Annotated in this window: 17 protein-coding genes and 2 pseudogenes; 10 read left to right on the top strand and 9 right to left on the bottom strand. The window is 59.4% G+C overall.

What is annotated here, in order from left to right; genetic code table 11:
- Positions 1-221: 221 nt before the first annotated feature.
- From WAW39_RS14795 to WAW39_RS14775, 5 genes are all read left to right on the top strand, one after another.
- Complete coding sequence (locus tag WAW39_RS14795) at positions 222-1088, top strand: hypothetical protein (RefSeq protein ID WP_422319971.1); 867 nt, start codon at positions 222-224, stop codon at positions 1086-1088.
- 28 nt (positions 1089-1116) lie between these two features.
- Positions 1117-1596, top strand: coding sequence for a hypothetical protein (locus tag WAW39_RS14790; RefSeq protein WP_422319970.1), 480 nt, complete (start codon positions 1117-1119; stop codon positions 1594-1596).
- 25 nt (positions 1597-1621) lie between these two features.
- Positions 1622-2191 (top strand): anthranilate synthase component II, encoded by a 570-nt coding sequence (locus WAW39_RS14785; protein WP_422319969.1) that lies wholly within the window; start codon positions 1622-1624, stop codon positions 2189-2191.
- 22 nt (positions 2192-2213) lie between these two features.
- Positions 2214-3077 (top strand): hypothetical protein, encoded by an 864-nt coding sequence (locus WAW39_RS14780; protein WP_422319968.1) that lies wholly within the window; start codon positions 2214-2216, stop codon positions 3075-3077.
- A 95-nt stretch (positions 3078-3172) separates the two neighbouring features.
- On the top strand, positions 3173-3415 hold the full coding sequence (locus WAW39_RS14775; RefSeq protein WP_422319967.1) for a DUF6868 family protein: 243 nt from the start codon (positions 3173-3175) through the stop codon (positions 3413-3415).
- Between the two features lie 92 nt (positions 3416-3507).
- On the opposite strand, the gene WAW39_RS14770 is transcribed toward WAW39_RS14775, so the two are convergent.
- A complete protein-coding gene (locus WAW39_RS14770; RefSeq protein ID WP_422319966.1) occupies positions 3508-5289 on the bottom strand; it encodes a glycine--tRNA ligase in 1782 nt (593 codons plus the stop codon).
- A gap of 104 nt (positions 5290-5393) precedes the next feature.
- Complete coding sequence (locus tag WAW39_RS14765; RefSeq protein ID WP_422319965.1) at positions 5394-6287, bottom strand: LysR family transcriptional regulator; 894 nt, start codon at positions 6285-6287, stop codon at positions 5394-5396.
- A gap of 92 nt (positions 6288-6379) precedes the next feature.
- Here WAW39_RS14765 and WAW39_RS14760 point away from each other — a divergent pair, with 92 nt between their 5' ends.
- Positions 6380-7669, top strand: a complete 1290-nt coding sequence (locus WAW39_RS14760) for a cation:proton antiporter (RefSeq protein ID WP_422319964.1) — start codon at positions 6380-6382, stop codon at positions 7667-7669.
- A 19-nt stretch (positions 7670-7688) separates the two neighbouring features.
- On the opposite strand, the gene WAW39_RS14755 is transcribed toward WAW39_RS14760, so the two are convergent.
- Entirely contained in the window at positions 7689-9251 is a 1563-nt protein-coding gene (locus tag WAW39_RS14755) for an NAD(P)/FAD-dependent oxidoreductase (RefSeq protein WP_422319963.1), read from the bottom strand.
- A 63-nt stretch (positions 9252-9314) separates the two neighbouring features.
- Positions 9315-10589, bottom strand: coding sequence for a cation:proton antiporter (locus WAW39_RS14750; protein ID WP_422319962.1), 1275 nt, complete (start codon positions 10587-10589; stop codon positions 9315-9317).
- A 90-nt stretch (positions 10590-10679) separates the two neighbouring features.
- Here WAW39_RS14750 and WAW39_RS14745 point away from each other — a divergent pair, with 90 nt between their 5' ends.
- On the top strand, positions 10680-10898 hold the full coding sequence (locus tag WAW39_RS14745; protein WP_422319961.1) for a hypothetical protein: 219 nt from the start codon (positions 10680-10682) through the stop codon (positions 10896-10898).
- Entirely contained in the window at positions 10895-12175 is a 1281-nt protein-coding gene (locus WAW39_RS14740; RefSeq protein ID WP_422319960.1) for an NAD(P)/FAD-dependent oxidoreductase, read from the top strand. The genes WAW39_RS14745 and WAW39_RS14740 overlap by 4 nt, the downstream gene beginning before the upstream one ends.
- An 18-nt stretch (positions 12176-12193) precedes the next feature.
- On the opposite strand, the gene WAW39_RS14735 is transcribed toward WAW39_RS14740, so the two are convergent.
- Positions 12194-13441 (bottom strand): NAD(P)/FAD-dependent oxidoreductase, encoded by a 1248-nt coding sequence (locus WAW39_RS14735; protein ID WP_422319959.1) that lies wholly within the window; start codon positions 13439-13441, stop codon positions 12194-12196.
- 195 nt (positions 13442-13636) lie between these two features.
- Between WAW39_RS14735 and WAW39_RS14730 the strand changes: the two are divergent.
- A pseudogene (locus WAW39_RS14730) lies at positions 13637-14926 on the top strand (alginate export family protein).
- Between the two features lie 75 nt (positions 14927-15001).
- The gene (gene hrpB, locus WAW39_RS14725; protein WP_422319958.1) at positions 15002-17545 is read left to right on the top strand and encodes an ATP-dependent helicase HrpB; all 2544 of its coding nucleotides are present in this window, start codon (positions 15002-15004) and stop codon (positions 17543-17545) included.
- A gap of 8 nt (positions 17546-17553) precedes the next feature.
- On the opposite strand, the gene WAW39_RS14720 is transcribed toward hrpB, so the two are convergent.
- The 4 genes and pseudogenes from WAW39_RS14720 to WAW39_RS14705 all read right to left on the bottom strand — a co-directional run.
- Positions 17554-18663 carry a hypothetical protein gene (locus WAW39_RS14720; RefSeq protein WP_422319957.1) on the bottom strand — a complete coding sequence of 370 codons (1110 nt, stop codon included), beginning with the start codon at positions 18661-18663 and terminating at the stop codon, positions 17554-17556.
- A gap of 101 nt (positions 18664-18764) precedes the next feature.
- Positions 18765-19841, bottom strand: a complete 1077-nt coding sequence (locus tag WAW39_RS14715; protein WP_422319956.1) for a L,D-transpeptidase — start codon at positions 19839-19841, stop codon at positions 18765-18767.
- 113 nt (positions 19842-19954) lie between these two features.
- Positions 19955-21313, bottom strand: coding sequence for a PQQ-binding-like beta-propeller repeat protein (locus tag WAW39_RS14710; RefSeq protein ID WP_422319955.1), 1359 nt, complete (start codon positions 21311-21313; stop codon positions 19955-19957).
- Positions 21314-21385: 72 nt separating this feature from the next.
- Positions 21386-21620 (bottom strand): annotated as a pseudogene (locus WAW39_RS14705) (NADH-quinone oxidoreductase subunit E); the annotation flags it as partial.

Genomic DNA, 21620 nt, shown 5'->3' with positions numbered 1-21620 from the left:
GTGCATGGTTCGCGCAATCACGCGGCCCTGATATTCCGTCAGCGGTGGCGGCACCTCCTGGGCGGACAGGTTGAATGCTGAAAGAAGGATCAGGGTGAAGAACAGGCGCATGGTGAAAGCAATGAACGGTGGAAATCGTGCAAATGTAGCGAAATGCACTCTTAAAGCTTTTCCAGACTCGCACTGGAAATACCGGGGCGACTACGTATCCTCTCCGCACCATGACTCGTCGTTTCATCGCCCGCCTGCTGCTGCCCGTGCTCGGAGCCGCTGGCATTGCTGTGCTCAACGCCCAAGATGCAGCTCCGGCCTCACCGGAACGCACGCCGGAGAAGAACCCCATCCCGGAGGATGTGGTGGGTGATGAGCATGTGCGTGAAGAATACGGGGTAAACCAGTTCACCACCCCCTCCATTCGCAAGCTCTTCGACATGCTGAACAACGTCGGCAAGCTGCGCTTTGACGACCTGAAGCGCCCCTTCACCGACAAAACACCCGCCGACCGCGTCATCGTGGCCATGGGCCTCGGCACCCTGATCGCCGACGGATTCCTCATCGTGCAATGTGAGCGCGTGGAAGAGATGGAGGCCGTGGGCCGCGCCATGATCAAGTACGGCAAGGCTCTGGGCGCGGGCAACCGCATGAACAAGCACACCGGCAGCCTGTTTGAATACAGCCTCAAGGGCAACTGGAAGGACCTGCGCGTGGAACTGGCCAAAACCCAGGCCGACGTGGAGGCGGAGATGGTCATGCTGCGGGATGTGGACATCGCGCATCTCATCAGCCTCGGCGGCTGGCTGCGTGCACTGGAGATCGCCACCAAGAGCATCAGCGACAACTACGCGGAGGAAAAGACCCGCCAGCTCACGCGTCGTGACATCGCCGAGTATTACATGATGAGCCTCGACAGCCTGCACCCGAGCATCATGAAAAACCCTGCGCTGCAGGAGCTGCGCAAAGGCCTGGAGTCCATGCTTCCGCTGCTGGATGTGCCGGAAGGCAAGGCCCTGACTCTGGAAGAAGTGAAGACGCTGCACAAAAAAGCCTCCACACTCTGCCACATCATCACCGACAAGATGAACGGCTGAAACCGTTCCCGCTACGTATCCCTCTCTCATGGCCAATCTCACTCCACAGCAGCGTCAACTCGTCGAACAATGGGCCGCTGAAGGTGCCAATCTCAATCAGATCCAGGACCGCCTCCGCAGCGAATGCGACACCACCCTGACGTACATGGAGACGCGCCTGCTCATCATGGAGCTGGGTGTCAAAATCCAGGACAAGCCACGTGAAGTCCCGCCCGAGGAAAAGCCTGCCCCACCGCCGCCTGAACCTGCGGCGGATGGCGAGGCAGCCGTGGCTGACGAAGCTCCTGCGGGCGGTGCATTGAAGGTAAGCGTGGATGAAGTCCCGCCTCCCGGCGCCGTCATCAGCGGCAGGGCCACCTTCAGCGATGGCGTCACCGTACAGTGGTTCATGGATGAGCAGGGCCGCTTTGGCATGCGAGGCCCCGCCCCCGGCTACCAGCCACCCGCCGCTGACATCCCCGCCTTCCAGGCTGAACTCGACAACATCCTCCAACTCCGCGGCTTCTGACCCGCCCTGACTGCCTGACGTTCCCATGCTTCTCATCATCGACAACTACGACTCCTTCACCTACAACCTCGTCCAATACTTCGGCGAGATGGGAGCCGTCATGGAAATCCGCCGCAACGACCAGGTGACACTGGACGAGATCGAGAAGCTCAAGCCCGACCATATCTGCATCTCTCCCGGCCCCTGCACGCCGAAGGAAGCCGGCATCAGCTGCGCGGTGATCGAGCGTTTTGGCAAATCCACCCCGCTCCTCGGTGTCTGCCTGGGGCATCAGGCCATCGGCCACGTCTTCGGCGGCGATGTCGTCCGTGCCGGACGCCTCATGCACGGCAAGACCTCGATGATCAATCACAAGGGAGAGTCCGTCTTCAAAGGCCTGCCACAGCCCTTTGAAGCCACGCGCTACCACTCGCTGCTCGTCAAACGCGACACCCTGCCCGACTGCCTCGCCATCACCGCCACCGCCAGCGATGACGAATCCGAGATCATGGGTCTGCGACACAAGGAGCTTCCCATTCACGGCGTGCAGTTTCATCCCGAATCCATCCTGACACAGGAAGGCAAGAAGCTGCTGAAGAACTTCTTGGAGATGTGATTCTGGGTTGAGGTGTGAAGCCATGAACGACGAAGAACATCTCCGCCGTTTTGAGGATCACTCTCTGCCAAAGGAAGAATGGACTCACCGTGCCCACCTGAAGGTGGCCTACCTGTATCTGATCCGTTTCTCCCAGCCCGAGGCCTTGGAACGGCTTCGCGTTGGCATCCAAGCCTACAATGCCGCTCAAGGCATCCAGGACACACCCACCGGTGGCTATCATGAAACGATGACGCAGGTCTGGCTGCAGCTCGTTTACACCGCGCTGCGCCAGTTCGGCCCCGCAGACACGGCTGATGCGTTCTTTGACGCTCAAACCCAACTCTGCGACAAACGCACTCCCCTGCTCTTCTACTCGCGCAATCGCCTCATGTCGCCCGAGGCAAAACACTCCTTCGTTGCACCGGATCTCGTGCCGCTGCCCAGGCCACCAGCCCACTCATCACCTGCCACAGCCAACACTCCAACCACCCGTTCCCGCTCCGCATCACTTCCACGACCGCCATCCGTTTCCAACGCCATTCACCTGCTTTGGCTGTCACTCGCCCTTACTATTCCAAACCTCTGGATCAACTGGCCTCAAATACGGTCAACGGCACACCTTGAATTCGGTTTTTTAATTCTTTTTGTGACGCTCGTTTTTACGATCTGGTTGATCACGATGATCGATGAAGGTTATCACTGGGTGCGCGTCACTTTCTTGGTTCTCCTTGTCATCGGTCTTCCTGACGGACTGATGGATATGATTAAATGCTTCGGCGACTCCTTCATTTCTGGTATGCTCAACCTCACCCAGGCAGTCCTGCATGTGACAGGAGTGGCCTTGCTGTTTTCCGCCGGTTCCCGCCCATGGTTCGGTCGATCGGAGACTCCCCAAATGGAGTAACCGCATGTTTGACACGCAGCGTGGCAGACAGACCTCCTCCGACGCCGTCCGCCACAAAGCACCTGACAAACTTGCAGTTGGGCAGATGCTTCAGCATGAACATCGAGACCGCCCGCAGCTTTCTTTTGTGGTGCCTCGGCATCAACTATGGCGTGCTCATGCTGTGGTTTATTGCCTTCACCGTGGCCCACGATTCACTTTACCGCCTGCATGCCCGGTGGTTTGGGATTTCGGTGGAGCAGTTTGACGGCGCCCACTACATTGCCATGGCGATCTACAAGATTGGCATCCTTCTGCTCAACCTAACACCTTATCTCGCGCTGCGAATGGGGGCCTAGAGGAGAGGGATCACCTTGATCCCTCCACGCGCCAAATCATTCAACGCTTCCAAACTGGGGGGATCAAGAAGATCCCCCCTCTTGGACTTGCCTTACGACACCAGCGGCAGCAGCTTGCCGAGAAGATCGCTGATCTTCACGCGCTCCTGCTCGCCGCTGTCGCGATGGCGCAGGGTCACGGTATCCAGCAATTCGGGGCCTTTTTCGCCGAGGGAGTCGAAGTCGATCGTCACGCCGAAGGGCGTGCCGACTTCGTCCTGACGAGCGTAGCGGCGGCCGATGGAGGCGGTTTCGTCGTAGAAGCAGTTCATGTGCTTCTTGAGCAGTGCATAGACCTCACGCGCCTTGGCGACGAGTTCAGGCTTGTTCTTCAGCAGTGGGAAGACGCCGACCTTGATCGGGGCCACACGCGGATGCAGGTGCAGGACGGTGATGATCTCCTTCTTGCCCTTCTCATCCACCTTTTCGGTTTCAGAGAATGCCTTGGCGAGGACGGCGAGCGCCATGCGGTCGAGACCAGCGGAAGGCTCGATAACGTGGGGGACGTAGCTGCCTTTGAAGAGGCGCTCGAACCAAGCACGCACGGCAGGCTCGGGCATCGGCTCGCCCTTGGTCTTGGCGGCTTCAGCGGCGAGGCGCTTCTGGATGAGGGCTTCCTTCTGCTCGTCGGTGAGTTTCGCAGCGGCGGTCTTGAGTTCTTCGTCGAAGATTTCCTGGGACTTCGTGCTGGCGGTTTGATGCGCGGACAAATCGAAGTCGCCACGGGCGGCGATGCCTTCGAGTTCTTCGGTGCCGAAGGGGAACTCGCAGAGGATGTCCACGCAGGCGCGTGCATAGTGGGCCAGGTCTGCTGGCGTCTGCCAGTAGTATTCCAGCACATCGCCGAGGCCGATGCCTTCGTAGAACTTGGTGCGCTGATCGACCCAGTAGCGGTGCCACATCTGCCAGCCCCAGTTGGGCTTCGGCTCGCTGAGGTCCGCGCCTTCGCTCCACACGGCGACTTCGCCGCTGATGATCTCGACGGCTTCGTCGGGCTTGATGAAGAACTCGAGCTCCATCTGCTCAAACTCGCGGCTGCGGAAGGTGAAGTTCTTCGGTGTGACCTCGTTGCGGAAAGCCTTGCCGATCTGGCCGATGCCAAAAGGCACCTTCACACGGCTGGAGTCGAAGACGTTCTTGAACTGCGCGAAGATGGCCTGCGCGGTTTCGGGACGCAGGTAGGTCACGTCAGCCTCGGTCGCTGTTGGGCCAAGGTAAGTCTTGAGCATGAGGTTGAAAGGACGCGCCTCGCCGAGAGCACCGCCGGTTTCCGGGTGGAAATCGACACTGCCGTTCACGGCGTCGATCTTCTCTTCATTGAGCAGTTCGATCTCCTCGGGCTTGCCAGCGGATTCACCGGCGTTCTGCGCGATCAGGGCGCGGATGCGTTTGCGGAAGCTTTCGATGTGCTCGCCATTTTTCAGCAAAGCGGACACCGTGCGGTCCCAGCGCCAGCCTGTCGGAGAGGTGGCGCCGCTGTATTTCATGACCACGCCGTCCTGCGGCTCCACATGGTCCGCACGCACGCGCTTGTTCGTCAGCGAGCACTCACGCATGAGGTCGGCAAAGGTGTCCACGTGGCCGCTGGCCTTCCAGATGGCCGGATTCATGAGGATGCTGGCGTCGAGGCCCAGCACGTCTTCACGTTCGCGGGTCATGGTGTTCCACCAGGCGCTGCGCAGATTGCGCTTCAGTTCGGCACCCAGCGGGCCGTAGTCCCACACGCCGCCGCAGCCGCCGTAGATTTCGCTGCTTTGATAGATGAAGCCGCGGCGCTTGCAGAGGGAAACGATCTTCTCCATTTGCGCGATAGAGTTCTTGGCGTCGGTAGACATGGTAGGTGGGACGATTGAGGGGTATGAGGTGTGCCGAATGACTGGATTGCCACCGGCGAGGGGGGCGCGAAAGGAGCACCAGCGGGGCTGTGGTGCAACGCATTTCAGCCCCACAACTCTCCTGCGCGCAGCCATTCTTTCACCAGATCCCGAAACGCCAGCACCGCCGGATCATCCCCTTCCTTGGCCCACACCATCACCAGCGGGATGGTCTGCTGCGGCTTGAGGGGGATCAGGGCGAGGCTCTTGTTCGCCGTGCTTTCCGGCACGATGCCGATGCCAGCCCCCGCTTCGACGTATTGCAAGACCGTGCCGATCAGACTTGGCGTGTGCTTCACGCGCGGGGCGAAACCCGCTTCCTCAAAGGAGGCATGAATGGCGTCATGGGAGCCCGCCCCCTCCCGCCGCGCCAGCAGGATGAGCGGCTCTCCCGCGAGCTTCTTCCAATTCAGCGAAGTCAGCTTCGCCCAGGGATGATCGAGCGGCACGGCGGCGCAGAATTTTTCCTCCCGCAGCAGCAGCGTCTGCAAACCGAGAGCATCATGCGCAAACACGGGGCGGGTCAAACCGACCGACAAGCGGCCCTTTGAAACCATTTCCCACACACGCTCCGGCGTGCGTTCCTCCAGAATCACGGTCACACGTGGGAAGCGCTTTCCATATTCTTTGAGCAGCCGCGCGAGAAAAGGCCGTGTCGGCGGGCCGATGTAGCCCAGCCGCAGCTCGCCCTCCTCCCCCTTGGCAGTGCGGCGCACGCGGCGCAGGGCATCGTCCAGGCGTTCGAGAATCAAACCCGTCTCATGCAGCAGCACGGTACCAGCTGGTGTGAGCCGTGGCGAACGCCGCTCTCGCTCGATCAACTGCGCGCCCAACTCACGCTCCATCTCCTGAACCGCGCGGCTTAATGCAGGCTGGGCGATGCGGAGCCGACGTGCGGCGCGTGAGAAGCTCAACTCCTCGGCCACGGCTTGAAAATATCGCAGATGACGCAGTTCCATAATCGGTGCTAGTTATACCGTATCGGCATCAAACACATAGCGAAAGTCTATTTTCGTTACCAGCTCACCTGCGACATATATGCTGGATATTCATGAATAACGTCTCCCTTGCCGTCCAGTTTTTCCTTCAAATTGCCGTCATCCTGCTCGCCTGCCGCGCTGTGGGGGCCATTGCGGCGCGCTTCGGCCAACCGCAGGTCGTTGCAGAGATGATCACCGGCGTACTGCTCGGCCCTTCCCTCTTTGGCGCTCTGGCCCCTGAATGGCAGCAGTGGCTCTTCCCCTGGGACAAGACGCAAAAGCTCCGTGACACCTCCTGCTATCTTTTTCCAGCGTCGCAGCTCGGGCTGGCGCTCTACATGTTCATCGTCGGCATGGAGTTCCGCGTGGACATCGTCGCCAAGCGCTTGAAAAGCAGTGTCGCTGTCTCGGTTGCCGGAATGGTCACGCCGTTTCTTCTTGGTGCCGGGCTTGCCTGGATTCTCTTCCATCATACCGAGCTGTTCCCAAAAAAGACCTCGATCATGGAGGCCATGCTCTTTTTGGGTGCCTCCATGTGCATCACGGCATTCCCGATGCTGGCCCGCATCATTCACTTCAAAGGACTCGCCGGCACCACCATGGGCACCGTGGCCATCGGGGCGGGTGCCATCGATGATGCCACGGCCTGGATTCTTCTCGCCGTCGTGCTCGCGAGTTTTGACAACAACATCGGTCACGCCCTCTACAACATCGGCGGTGCCATCGGATTCGTGAGCGTCGCGCTGCTCATCATCCGGCCATTGCTCGCGAAATTCTCCACGCTGCTGATCAAAGACGAAAAGCTCACCGATGCCGGACTGGTCATTGGCATCGCCATGATGTCCCTGGGTGCGTGGTTCACCGATATGATCGGTCTTCACGCGGTGTTCGGCGCTTTCATCATGGGCGCAGCCATGCCGCGCGGCCTTATGGTGCGCGATCTGTGCGCCCGCATTCAACCGCTGGCCGTGGCGCTGCTGCTGCCGCTGTTCTTCACCTATTCCGGCCTGAACACAAAGATCGGCCTGCTCAACACCTGGTACCTCTGGGGCATGTGCGCCGCGGTGCTCGTGGCAGCGGTGATGGGCAAATGGCTCGCCTGCACCCTGGCTGCACGTGCCACCGGCATCTCCGCACGCGAATCGATGGGCATCGGCATCCTCATGAACGCACGCGGCCTGATGGAGCTGATCATCATCAACATCGGCCTGCAGCGCGGCATCATTTCGGAAGGATTGTTCGCCACGCTCGTCATCATGGCCGTGGTCACCACGCTCATGGCGTCACCGATTTTTGAGCGCCTCGTGGGTTCCGGCACTTACAAGCCCGAACCGGATGGAGACGAACAACTCAGCATGTAGTAGGCTGCCCCGCTGCATCTCATGCCATCGCAGGTGTGGCTTTTGTCTGCGATGGCAGATGTGATGCTGCGACATCTTCAGCAGTTTCACCCCAGCTGCGCCAGCCTTCACGGATCTCCAAAATGACCCACTCGGCCAGCATGCCAAAGAGTTTGATGGCATCGTTGCGGTGTATCTTGAAGCCGGTGATGAGGCTGCGCTTGTTGCGATTCGCCTTACCGAGCTCCTTGGTGCGCCTGCGGCGACGAGCGATCTGTGCAAAGCGCCGGTTGTAGGTGCTCATGAGCTTGAACACAAACCCCTGCCCCGTGGCGAAGGGCGGTGTGTGTAGCGCAGTGGCCCCTTGCTCAAACGGATGCCTCACCACACCCCAGTAGTAGAGCCCCAGGTCGAGGCGGTAAGCCAGATCCATGAGATCAAACTCGCCCATGTACTCATACTTGTCTTTGTACAAAGACAGGAACCAGCAGCGGTGGCTGGTGGAGAAGGTGTGATTGTACTGCGGCACCAGATCGGCCATGGGTCCACCCTTTCGCTGCTGGGTGATCAGGTTTGCGGCACTGCTCGTGGTGTAGGAAATCCAGTCCATGCCGGGGCTGTAAAAGGGATCCATGAACGCGGCGGCATCCCCCGCCAGCACAAAGCCGTCTCCGGCAAAGGTGGTGCTGTAATAAGCGAGGTTTTTGCGCCAGTGCACATCGCTCTCATCATACTGCGCATCTGCCAGCAGATCGCGGGCGACGGGATGCTTCATGAGGAAGTTCTTCAACCGATCGCCCACCTTGCCGCCCTCCGTGGGGAAATCGACAATGCGCTGATCAAAGACGACGCCCACGCTCATGTCTCCACCCTTGAGTGGAATCCACCAGCTCCACCAGCCATCGCCGATGACGTGATTCGTCGCCGTGCCGCGCACACAGTAGAGCGCGGCGGACCATTCGGGGTATTTTTCTGCCAGTTCGCGGCCGTCCCAATCCTTCACCCCTTTCCAGCGCGACCATGCGGCGGTGGTGGGATGTTCAAAATTGGACTTCCACCAGCCATTCTTGCGGGAGATCAGCGCAGCCACACCTGAAGCATCCACGATCCAGCGCGCCTGCACCGTGTGAGTCATGTCTCCCTGTTTATAAGTGACGGTCTGCATGCCACCCTCTGCGAGCTGCACACTGGTGATGCTGACAGGGCGCAGCAGCGTGGCTCCTGCGGCACAAGCACGGCGCAGCACCTCCTCATCAAAAGTGGAGCGGTCCAGCTGGTAAGACGGCAGCTTGACCTGATACTTGGAACCCAGTTCACTCGCCTCGGCGATGGATGCCACCTCCTTGTTGGCAAACCAGAATCGCAGCCCCTGCTTGCAAATGTGGTTCTCGTTCAAGTACTGCGTCAGTCCCAGAACTTTGCCCATGAAGAAGGCGCTGACTTCCACCGTCGCCTCTCCCACGCGCCGCCCCAGCCGCTCGTTTTTTTCCAGGATCAGGACGCGTATGCCCGGATTGTGGCGCAGCAGCAGAGTGGCGGTGGCCGCCCCGGAGAGAGCGCCCCCCATGACAACCACATCGCACGTGGTGTTTTCAGAATTCATTGGTTCCATGGAGGTGATCTTTCCAAGACTAAGATTGCGATGGCAGAAGCTGAGTTTAGGGATCTATGCGGGAACAACTTCAGGCCCCAGTGCAGGCTGCCTGCTGCCGAAAAGCGTGAGCAGAGGTCCTGTCATCATCGTGGTGACCAGAGCCATGATGACCATCATGGTGAAGATGCGCGGTGAGAGGATGCCGAGGTCATAGCCCATGTTCAAAACAATGAGCTCCATCAGGCCGCGAGTGTTCATCAGCGCACCCAGTTGCAGCGATTGGCTCCAGCTCATGCCGGTCCAGCGTGCGGCAATGGCGCTGCCACCCAGCTTGCCCAGCGTGGCCACTGCAATGATGCCCAGGCACAGCAGCCAGCCCTGCCAATCGTTCAGCAGATTGATCTGCGTCCGCAGTCCGACGAATGCAAAAAACAGCGGCAGCAGAAACACAGAGCTAAAGTTTTCCACGCGCACCGCGAGCTTCTTCCGGAAGCCGCCAGCATCAGGCATGATCGCTCCCGCAAGGAAGGCACCAAAAAGAGCATGAATGCCGATGATCTCCGTGATCAGGGCTGCCGCCATCACCAAGCAAATCACAAAGGCCAGCACACCTTTGGGCGGATCTTCACACTCCAGATTTCGGGTGCCGATCATGCGGGGCAGCGCGGGCCGGACGATCAGAATCATGAAGGAGATAAAGGCCGCCACCAACACAAGATTCACGATTGAAGCGGCCATGCTGGTGGCGCGTACAATCGCCACGATAAAGGCAAGCACGCTCCATGCCGTGACATCATCCACCGCGGCACAGGTGATGGCCGTGCTGCCGAGGAAGGTGTTCGTCAGGCGACGCTCCTGCAAGATGCGGGCGAGAACCGGGAAAGCTGTGACGCTCATGGAGATGCCCATGAACAGAGCGAATGCGTTAAACGTGGTGCCAATCTGCGCCAGGCTTGTGTAAAGAAAATAGGCCAGCAGCACACCGAGAAAGAATGGAATGACCATGCTGGCATGACTCACCATCACGGCTGTGTGGGCCTTTTTGCGCACGTGTCCGGTGTCCACCTCCATGCCCACGGAGAAAAGAAACAGACAGACCCCGATCTGACTGAGCATTTTCAGCGTGCCAAGTGAGGTGGCTGGAAAAACGAACTGATAGACGTCAGGTGACAGCCAGCCAAAAAGTGACGGCCCCAGCAGGATACCAGCCGCCATCTCACCAACCACCGCAGGCTGTCCAAAGCGAGTGAACACAGCGCCCGTCAGACGAGCAGCCACAAGGACAACCAGCAATTGCACCAGCAGGCGGCTCACGGGTTCATTCGCGTTCACGCGCAGACCATCCATGACGGCTGAGAAAGTCGAACTACCAGCCGTAATCCCAGATGAAGCCGCAGGCTTGGCAGCAATGCTTTCCGCTTTCGCTTCCAATCGTGCATGCGCTGGAAACGGCAGATCGGCGCCGAAATGCAGAACGGCAAAGATTCCCAGGCCTACAATGAGCAGGGTGCAGAGATAAAAAGAGACATTACTTTTCATGGGATGCAGTGGAGTGATGTGGCTGTGTTTTTTGGTTTGCAGATTGCTTGTGAAGTTGCGCCTTCATTGCGCTTGCGTGAGAATGGCGGTTCACCCTCAAAGTTGTTTACTGAATGAGCGCGCCTGTAACTCCGGCTTCCACAAGCCCATCCTGGGATGTCATTGTCATCGGCGGCGGCCCTGCCGGCTCCACAGCCGCCACCACACTGGCCAAGGCTGGAAGGCGTGTGCTGGTGCTGGAGAAAATGAAGTTTCCGCGTTTTCACGTCGGTGAATCGCTTCTGCCCTACAACCGCAAGATCTTCGATGAACTCGGAGTGTGGTCGAAGATCGAATCCGGCGGCTTCATGCTGAAGCGCGGCGCGCAGTTCCTGATGGCCAATGGCAGCCGGAAGGTGCGCCTGGATTTCTCCAAGGGATCGTTCACTGAATATCCGACGGCCGTGCAGGTGGAGCGCTCGAAGTTTGACAAGATCCTGCTCGATCATTCGCAGGAGTGCGGGGCGGATGTGCGTGAAGAAAGCACCGTGATTGAGCACACGGTGCACGACACCCACGTCACCGTTCGATACAAGGACGCTGCAGGGGCCGAGCAGACCGTCAGCGCCAGTTTCCTCGTGGACGCCAGCGGCTTGTCCAACTTCACCGCCAACCGGGCCTCGATGAGGAAGTATTATCCAGGCCACAAAAAGATCGCCATTTTCAACCACTACCAAGGTGTGGACATGCCGCAGGGCGAAGAACGCGGAGACATTCTCATTGTCCGCCGTGAAAACTCCTGGTTCTGGATGATCCCGCTGGAAGACAACAAAACCAGCGTGGGCCTGGTGATGGATGCCGCCGACTTCAAGGCATTGGGCGTGGAACCACAGCAGGCCTACGACAACGCCGTGCGCACGACCAAAGTCGTGAGGGAGCGGTTCGTGAATGCGGTGCAGATGACTCAGGCTCATGTGGTGACTGACTTCTCGTATAAAAATGATGCTCTCGTCTCACACCGCGTGCTGCGTGCGGGTGATGCCTCGGGTTTTATTGATCCTATTTTCTCCAGCGGAGTTCTGCTGGCGATGACCAGCGGGCAGCAAGGCGCGCAGGTCATTGATGAAGCCCTGCGTCTGCAGAAGGGTCTGACGCCCGCCATGCACACCTATGAGAGAGACACTCGCGCCCGCATCGGCCAGTACTGGGAGTTCATCGAAAAATTCTACAAGCTGTACTTTGCCCAGATCTTTTTCCAGCCCACGCAAAAGATGAAAATCATGTGCGCCATCAACTGCGTGCTCGCAGGCCGCACCCGCCTCTCCTTTGCGGCAAAGTGGCGGCTGCGCCTGTTTTTCTTTATCGTGTGGATGCATAAGAAGGTGGGCATCACTGAGAAGATCGCGATCGAATGAGGAGACATCGGTGGCGTGTCACGCCGCCAGAGGTTCGCCATAGGGCAGGTCTTCGGGCAGAGGGACAAACTCGCGGATCTGGCTCCAGAGCACGCTGAAGTCCTTGTTCACGTCGCCAGACAAACAGTCGGTGATGGCACCTCCTGCATCGGGAAAGCGTTTGATGACTTCGCGGAAGGAGAAGTCAGGATTGTAGAAGGCATAGACCAGCTTGCGCATGTTCTCCACGCCCTCACGGATCGTCGCGCCATAGGCGGTGAAGCGTTCAGGTGAGAGATCCCCTTCGAGAATGCCCTGATGAATGGTCTCACCAGAGAGCACGCCGCATTTCAGCGCCAGCATCACGCCGCTGCTGAAGACGGGATCGAGAAACGCAAAGGCATCACCCACCAGCAGCAGCCCGGGTCCGGCGCAGTGCCTGGCATGATGAGAGTACTCGCTGGTGAGTCGATACTCGCCATTCGAGGTGCCGGTGCCGAGATGTTCTTTGATCCACAGGTTCTCCTCGACCTCGCGATTGAAAATCTCCTTCGGATCCTTCACACCGCCGCGTGTGAGGTATTTGCCTTCGGCCACCACGCCCACGCTGACCATGTCATCGTGCTGCGGGATGTGCCAGAACCAGCCTTTGTCCGGGATGTAGGCGACCATTGTCTGGCCTTCGTCGATGCCGGGCTCACGCCGCGATCCCTTGTAGTAGGTCCACACCGCCACCTTGTTCAGATAAGGATCGCGCATGCGCCAGTTGTTGCGTGTCGCGCTGAAGGCCTCCTTGCCTGTGCAATCGAGCGTGATCTTGGCGCGGTATTCGGTGATGTTGCCATCCTTGTCCTTGGCACGTGCACCCACGACGCGACCGTCCTCTTTGATGAGTTCCTGCACGGCCGTCTCCTCCTTCACCTCGGCACCTTTCTCACGTGCATGATCCAGCAGCATCTGGTCAAACTCCGAGCGCAGCACCTGCCAGGTCTGCGCCACGCTCTCGCGATCATAGCGATTGAAGAAATAGAAGGGCTGCGATGCCTTGCCGTTCGGCTGCACAAAGGCCACGCTGTACTTTTTCACGAAGTGCGACTTCTTCATCTTCGGGATCAGCCCGAGGCGCTCCAGCGGCCCGTAAGTGAAAGGAATCAGCGACTCGCCAATGTGGTAGCGCGGAAATTTCTCACGTTCCAAAATGAGCACCTTGTGGCCGTATTCGGCCAGGATGGCCGCAGCACTGGAACCCGCAGGTCCGGCACCGATGATGAGCGCGTCGTAGTTCATTAGAGTGGGAAAGGCAGGAGGTTTGCCACCCATGAATACCCAGATACACGGCATAACGAAAATCCCATTTCGCTATCGTTTTGATGCCGCATCGGCATGGCTCTCAGGAAGCCCGCCAACCATAACGCACCAGCATGAAAGCCATACCGAAAGTCTATTTTCGTTACCTGAGTGTCTGTGACAGAAATAAAACGCATGCGACTCCCACTCCTCTTCCTCAGTCTTTGTGCCTTCCCTGCCTTGGGCGAAGGCATCGCCGAACAACTCAAGTGGAACTTCCAGGCGCGCACCCGGGGCGAGACACGCAACAACACGTACGACTTCGACTCCAGCCACAACGCGGTGACTGATGACACCTACCTGCTCGCCCGCGTACGACTGGGTGTCGAGTGGCAGCCAGATGAGTTTGTCAAAATCGCCGTGCAGGGGCAGGACGTGCGCGAGGCTTTCTCAAAGCGCGCCAATGTGCCGCTGCAATACGGCGCGGAGGGCGATGACAGCTTTGACCTGCGCCTGGCCAGCATCGAACTGGGCAACCCAGCGCACCTCAGTGTCAAAGCAGGCCGTCAGGTGCTCAGCTATGGCGATGAACGTCTCGTGGGCCCGCTGGAATGGCAGAACTTCAGCCGCACCTTTGATGCGGTGAAGCTGCACTACCAGACGCCCACCTGGTGGCTCGATGCCTTCACCTCCAGCGTCGTTCGCATCCGCCGCTCGCAGTTCAATTAATCCGACTGGCTCAATGACGCAGCCACGCGCAATCAGTTCTTCAGCGGCCTCTACTTCAGCAGCCAGTTCCTGCCATTTCAGACCACGGACCTGTACGCCTTTCATCTGCACGAGGAAAACCCCACCGGCGTCTCCAACTTCGTCACCTTTAGCACACGCCACAAAGGCGACCCCACCAAGCTGAAAGGCTGGGATTACACCGTGGAGCTCGTCGGTCAGACGGGGCAGCTGAATGGCCAGCCTCTCAGTGCCTACGCCTACCATCTGGAGGGCGGCTACAACTGGCTCAAGCATTCATGGAAGCCACGTCTCGCCCTCGAATACAGCGCGGGCAGTGGCGACAGCGATCCCAATGACGGCCGCGTGCACACCTTCCAGAATCTCTTTCCAACGAATCATCCGCCCTATGGCTTCATGGACACCTTCTCCTGGCAGAACATGCAGAACGTCGTCCTGCGCCTCGCCGCGCAGCCGCATTCGAAAGTGAAGACCACGCTCGATTTCCACTCCTTCTGGCTCACCACCACGGGGGATGCCTGGTACCGCGCCAACGGCACCACCCGCGTCCGCGCCATCAATCCAAACGCCAGCAGCCATGCGGGCTGCGAGCTCGACTTCACCATCAACACCAAGCTCACGCCACATCTCGACATGCTGATCGGCTACTCGCACTTCTTCGCGGGCGCTTACCTCGCCGCCACTGGTCCAAGTGATGATGCTGACTTCGCCTACTGGATGATGACGCTGAACTATTGAGTCATCACTGAAGGAGCTGATCAGGCAATTTTTTCGTGTATTTCATGGGTTTCGTGGGCCACACCATGGGTGTCCATGTCCAACCCTGCCACGCTTCCCATCTTTGAACTCCGCCAGACCTTCACCGCCGCCCTGCTGGATCCGGCGCTGCCGAATCTGCTGATCAAAGCGCCCACGGGCTCCGGCAAATCCACGCAGATCCCGCAGTTCGTGCTGGACTCCGGCCTGCTGGCCGAGGGCAAACGCTGCATTGTGCTGCAGCCACGCCGCATCGCTGCACGCATGCTGGCCCAGCGCGTCGCACGTGAGCGCAATGCACGCCTCGGTGGCGAGGTGGGCTATCAGGTGCGGTTTGAAAACATCACCAGCAAGGAGACGCGCCTGAGCTATGTGACGGAGGGCGTGATGCTGCGGCAGATGCTCGAAGATCCGCAGCTTGAGCGCGTGGGCTGCATCTGCATCGATGAATTCCACGAGCGGCATCTGGATGGCGATCTCGTGCTCGCCTTTGCGCGGCAGCTGCAGCGTACGCGGCGGCCGGATTTGAAGATCATCGTCATGTCCGCCACGCTGGTGCCGGGGCCGCTGGTGGATTTCATGCAGCCGTGCAAGCTGCTGGAATCCGAAGGCCGCACCTTCCCTGTGGAAGTGCGCTATCAGGCCCCCTTGCAGCTCAAGACCGGCTATCCGGAACCGATCTGGGATCAGGCCGCACGCGCCTGCGAGGACCTTGCCAACTCGCCCGGATTCTCCGGCGACATGCTCGTCTTCATGCCGGGAGGTCATGAAATCCGCAAGACCATCGCCGCGATCCAGGGCCGCAGCTTTGCGCGTGGTCGCCGTGTGGTGCCGCTGCATGGCGAGCTGACACCGCAGGATCAGGACGCCGCCGTCACGCCCGGCGATCAGCCGAAGATCATCGTCAGCACAAACGTGGCGGAAACATCCCTCACCATCGAAGGCGTGCGCGCCGTGGTGGATGGCGGGCAAGCACGCACCGCGTCGTATGATCCGCGCCGTGGCATCAACACGCTGACCGTGCAGAAAATTAGCCGCGCTTCGGCGGAGCAGCGCGCCGGACGCGCAGGTCGCCTTGGTCCTGGCATCGCCGTGAGGCTGTGGACGCAGCGCGATCACCTGCTGCGCCCTGAAAGCGAGCTGCCCGAAGTCCAGCGTCTTGATTTGAGCGAAGCCCTGCTGGCACTGCGAGTCCTTTCGCGCGAGCCGTTTGATTGGTTTGAAGCGCCGACACCCGCCTCCATGTCGCGCGCAGAGAATCTGCTGCACGATCTCGGCGCGCTCGATCACGAAGGCCGCATCACCACGCTGGGCCGGCAGATGAGCCGCTTCCCTTTGCACCCACGCTTTGCGCGCATGCTTCTCGCCGCCGCGCAGTATGGCTGTCTGCGCGAAGCCACGCTATGCGCCGCCGCGGCACAGGGTCGCGACATCTTGCTCATCGGCAAAAACAACGCCTCGCACAAAAACGAGGACCTGTGGGAGCACGATGATGTGACCGAGTTCCAGGCCATCCTCCGCGCCTTCGCCCGTGCGGAAGCGATGAACTTCAACCCCGATGAATGCGCCCGCTACGGCATCCACGCCAATGCCTCCCGCGAAGCTGCCCGCAGCGCCGATCAGTTCCTCCAGCTCGCCAAACGCTCCGGTCTGCCCATCAACGACGAAGTCGCCGATCCCACCGCATTAGCAAAGATGCTGCTCGCTGCGTTCAGCGATCACCTTGGCGTGGAGACCAGCACCGGCAGCCGCATCTACCGGCTGGCGGGTGGTTATAGCGGACACCTCGGCAAAGACGCGCACATCCGCCCGCCGCGCCTCATCGTCGCCGCCGAGATCGTCGAGGTGCAGGGCAAGGCGCTCACCGTGCAGCTCAACAACTGCACACGCATTGAAGAGGACTGGCTGCGCGAACTCTTCCCCGAAGACTTCACCACCGCCTCCCGCGCTGCTTACGATGCCGTAAACCGCCGCGTGATGAATCTGGAAGAAGTGCGCTTCCGCAGCCTTGTGCTCAGCAGCCGCGAACGCGGCGAGCCCGATGAATCCACCGCCGCCAGCCTGCTCGCCGCCGAAGTCATCGCCGGACGTCTGCAACTCACCAACTGGAACGACAAGGTCGAGCAGTGGATCACCCGCGTGAACTGCCTCTCCAAATGGATGCCCGATCTCGAAATCCCCGCCATCGGCGAGGAGGATCGCCATCTCATCATCGAGCAAGTCTGCACCGGCTGCATCGCCTACCGCCAGCTCAAGGACAAAGACATCTTCCCTGCCCTGCACCAATGGCTCAGCCACTCGCAGCGCGAGATGCTCGACAAATACGCCCCCGAACGCTACCCCCTCAAAAACGGCAAGACCGCCCGCATCGTCTATGACGAAAAGCAGCCCCCCAGCGTCAGCGCGGTGCTCCAGCACATGTATGATCTGAACGAAAATCCCAAGGTGGCAGCGGGGCGCATCAGTGTCACCGTGCATCTGCTCTCACCCGCGCAGCGCCCGATTCAAACGACGGGTGATATTGGGAGATTTTGGAGAGAGGGGTATCCGGCGGTGAAGGCACAGTTGCGTGGAAGGTATCCGAAGCATGAGTGGCGGTGATGACTCCACTATCGCGGCGAAAGCATCTGAACTGCCGCAGGCTCTCCCTCAATGAGGATCTTCACTGATTTTTCCAAATCCTTGAGACTCTTTTCCCCTATGTTCGCGGGATAGAGTTTCCGCGACAGTCCAGTGAGCTTTTCAAAGAGGCAGGCAGACTCTTCGCCTGGCGGATAATATCCAACAGCTGTGACAGCATCCAACGTCCGGCTCCACTTGAACGTCACTCTTGCAAAGGGCTTTTCCTGCCGCGTGATCTGATAGACCGACTCGGTGTCTGAAACCCATTCTCCATCTTTCGCCTTCAACTCAACCTCCGTGCCGTCGGCGTTCATGCGTCTTGCCAGCATGAAAGGTTCTTCTGGGCCGTTGTATGGCACCTCTTCATGCCATGAAGCCCTTTCAATAAGCCTGTCTTTCTCCCATTGGCAGAATCTCCACTCCTCCCAGATGGCGCGGCGCCCCGAATTGGAATACAAAATTACGTAGCCCCCTTTCAGCACAGGCTTTGCCATGGAGTCCGCGACGCACATGAGGCTCTTCGTTTTGGCATCCCAGCGAAACATGAAATACTGTTGGTAGTACTTGTTCACCTCTGCGGCCAAAATAACTTCAGGCACGCCATCGTCAGACGAGTCTTCAAGCTCAAATGGCCGTTCTGTCGGAGTAATTGGCAGGTAATCGTTCTCGCTTTCCTTCCACCCCTTGGGTCGCCATACTGGGGCAACATTCAGCAGCGCGCATAGCTCCCACCGACCGGCATTCAGCTTTGCAAGCCCCACCACCTTTTCTTGAGTCGCCATTTTTTCAAAAGAGGATTCAACATTAAGCTCCAGAAGCACAAAACGCTGCGCGTTGCCGAACAAATCCCCATGCAGCACGTAGCAGCCTTCATCGGTCACAAAGCTGGAGACTGCAGCCAGCTTCTCCTTCGGGGGCGTGAACGGCGCCATTACCTTTTCCACCTGTCGAAGCAGAGATGCTGTAAACTCAGCCGACTTATCCAAAGGGATCACAAGAAAGTCATAGTCAGGTTGCGTTTCCGCACAGCACACCCCTGCCTGCATCCCAAAGGACATCAAAATGATAAGATACAAAAATGGGCGGAAGGAGGTCATTCTTTTTCCATTCTGCGTCGAGTATGCACGCACCTTATACTGCTTTCCAAGCACAACTTGAAAACGTTATAGCGAATCCCAGGCACCGTGAATTCCATTCTTTACGGCAGGATCAAAACACGCGTCCCTTTGCTCACCCAATCGTGAAGCTGGAGCAAGTCGGCCTTTCGCAGGCTCAGGCAGCCCCATGTGAGATGGTGTTTGCCGTCGGGCCAGTCGCTGATCCAGCCATGGATACCGATGCCGCCGCCGAGTGAGGTATCGGTCGGAGCTAACGAGCCATGCTGCACCGCCGCCGTAATACGATCGTGCTCTTTCTTGGTGATTCGATTTTCGATCAATGCGGTCCGGGCATCGTTGGCGTTTGGATAATTTAATCTCAACCATGCAGCGCCGAGATAAGCGCCGTAGCCGCCATCGAATGGCCCCTTGGCCTTCTGCGTGATCCGGTATTCGCCCACCGGCGTGCGGTTGTCGCCATCGGTTGTCTTTCGCTGCCTGCCGTCCTGCCCAAGAGCGATGGGCAGCGTGTGTTTTACTTGTCCTTTCTCGCAAAGAGAAATTTGGTAGGCATGCTTCACCGCGATGAGAATGCGCTCCTCCTTCGCGGGCTGTAGCAGATGCCTGTGGCTGCGAATGAAGGCGGAGACGCTCATGGGCCAGGTGGCCGCTTCGGCGTAAAGGAGGTGCTGCAGTATGACCGTGAGCTGTGCCTGGCCGCCATCTGCACCGGCAGCGATTTGAGCGATGCGCTGACGGCGCTTCACCACGTCACCTGGTTTGAGAGTGCAGGCATGAATGCCCGAATATCCGACCAGCACGTGCTGAGGTTGTCCGTTGTCGAGAAAGCGATGCTCCACCCAAATCTCGCCGTCTTTCGCCTCGGTCACGGCACCGGTGGCCAATGCGTAAACAGGTTGATCTGCAGCCGTATCACCGCCGCCGCTGCCATTCCATGTTTCATGAGCCTCAAGCCCAAGCGCATCGATGACGGTCTCACTCACGCTCCATTTCTTATGCCAGCGTTTGGTGGCCAGATCTTTGTAGCCCGCCGATGCATCCGCTCCGCCGACAGGAAAATCGAAGCCGTCAGCAAGGTCTGGAGCGAGGACTGAACTGAGATCTTGAGCCGACAGTGTGCTGGCCACGAAGAGCCACGGCAGAATGCGCCAGATCATGCGCATCGCAGTGCGCAGTGTGAGTTCAATGATGGTTGCCGCATGCCTCGTTTTATCGAAAAAGGCATTCCTCGGCAAGATCGGAATGGAGCACATGGAGTGCCCGCCCCAACTCACTCCCCAATGCAATAGAGCGTCTTCGCGGAGCGGAGGAACAACTGCCCATTGCTGATGGCGGGGGTGGCGCTGTGGTCGGAGGTGTCGCCTTCGATTTTGTTGCGGGAGATGACTTCGAACTTGGGGCCGAGTTTGATGACGAGGACTTCGCCGCGTCGGCTCACGTGGTACAAGTGGCCGTTGGCGGCGACGGGGGAGGCGTAGTCGCCTCCGCCCATGCCACCACCGCCGCGACGTCCGCCGCCTCCGCCACCAAAGCCCTGATTGCCGCCTTGAGGCGGGGCGGCTGCAGTGGCAGCACCGGTGGATTCGATGCGTTCGGTATAGACTTCAGCACCCGTTTTGGCATCGCGACAGGTGGCGATGGAGCCGCTGATCCAGTAGAGACGGTTTTCCCAGAGGATGGGTGTGGCGATGCGGGAACCGTTGGAGCCGGTCCAGAGGGTGTGGGTGGCGCTGACGTCGCCTTTGCCGCCGGCCTTGATGGCGACGGAGCCGCCGCCGCGCTCGCTCATGGCGAAGACGGCGCTGCCATCGGTCACGACGCTGTTGCAGACGGAGTCGCTTTGCAGGCCGGTGGCATACCAGCGCAGTTTGCCGGTGTCGGGATTGAAGCCCCAAACCTCGCTCGGCACGGCGATGGCAAGATCGGCGCGGCCTTCGACTTCAACAACGATAGGCGTGCCCCAAGTTCCGGCAAAGCCTTCGGAGGGGGCTTTCCACAGTTGTTTGCCGGTGGTTTTATCGAAGCCAAACAGCGCCTGGCTTTCGACAAGCGCGGGAACGATCAAGACATCGCCATGCAGAATCGGGCTGGAAGCAGAGCCCCAGCCACGGCGATCGTCCCAGTCGCCCACGTCAGCCTGCCAGAGTGCCTTTCCTTCGAGATCAAAGGCGTGCACACCGGACTTGCCGAAGAAAGCAAAGACGCTCTTGCCATCCGACACCGGCGTGTGGCTGGCGTAGCCGTTCTGGGCAAACATACCGCCGTAGCGCTCCTCCGGCTGCTTGGCGGGCACGGAGCGATCCCAGAGGATTTTGCCGGTGGTGCGATCCACGCAGATGAGATGGCGCTTCAGCGCGGTGATGTCTCCCGTGCCCTGCTGCCCATCCGTGGCGTAGCCGCTCCAGCAGGTGACGAAGATACGATCTCCCACGACAATGGGGCTGGAAGAACCCGGACCAGGCAAAGAGGTCTGCCACTTGAGATTTTTCGTGGCGCTCCATTCCACCGGCACCGGCTTGTCATCCGGCGCGATGCCGCCGCCATTGGGACCGCGAAAACGCGGCCAGTCGGCGGCGCTGGCGGCGAGAGACGAAGACAGCAGTACCAGCAAAAAAAGGCGCGTGATCATGAGCGCATCCAACCCAGCGATGCGGCGGCGGTTGCGCCGTGAATGCGCATCATCGGCGGATTCAGAGCCGGCTCAGACAGTGGCCGGCGCAGCCACCAGCTTCCTGGCCTGCTCCACCCAGCGCTCACGGTAGATGCGGTCTTTGAAGGCGAGACGGGCGGAGAACTCTTTGACTTGATCTTCATCCCAGGCGGCGATCTGCGCATGGGTGTAGATGCCGATATCGTGAAGCCGCTGCGCGAGCACCAGTGAGATGCCTTCAATCTCGGTGAGGTTGTCCACGTTTTCAGGCTGAGTCTTGTAAATG

Origin of the sequence: Prosthecobacter sp., assembly GCF_049294395.1 — a bacterium.
Taxonomy (GTDB): domain Bacteria; phylum Verrucomicrobiota; class Verrucomicrobiia; order Verrucomicrobiales; family Verrucomicrobiaceae; genus Prosthecobacter.
Note: the sequence above shows the minus strand (reverse complement) of the source record. Positions and strands in the feature narration are given on the sequence as shown.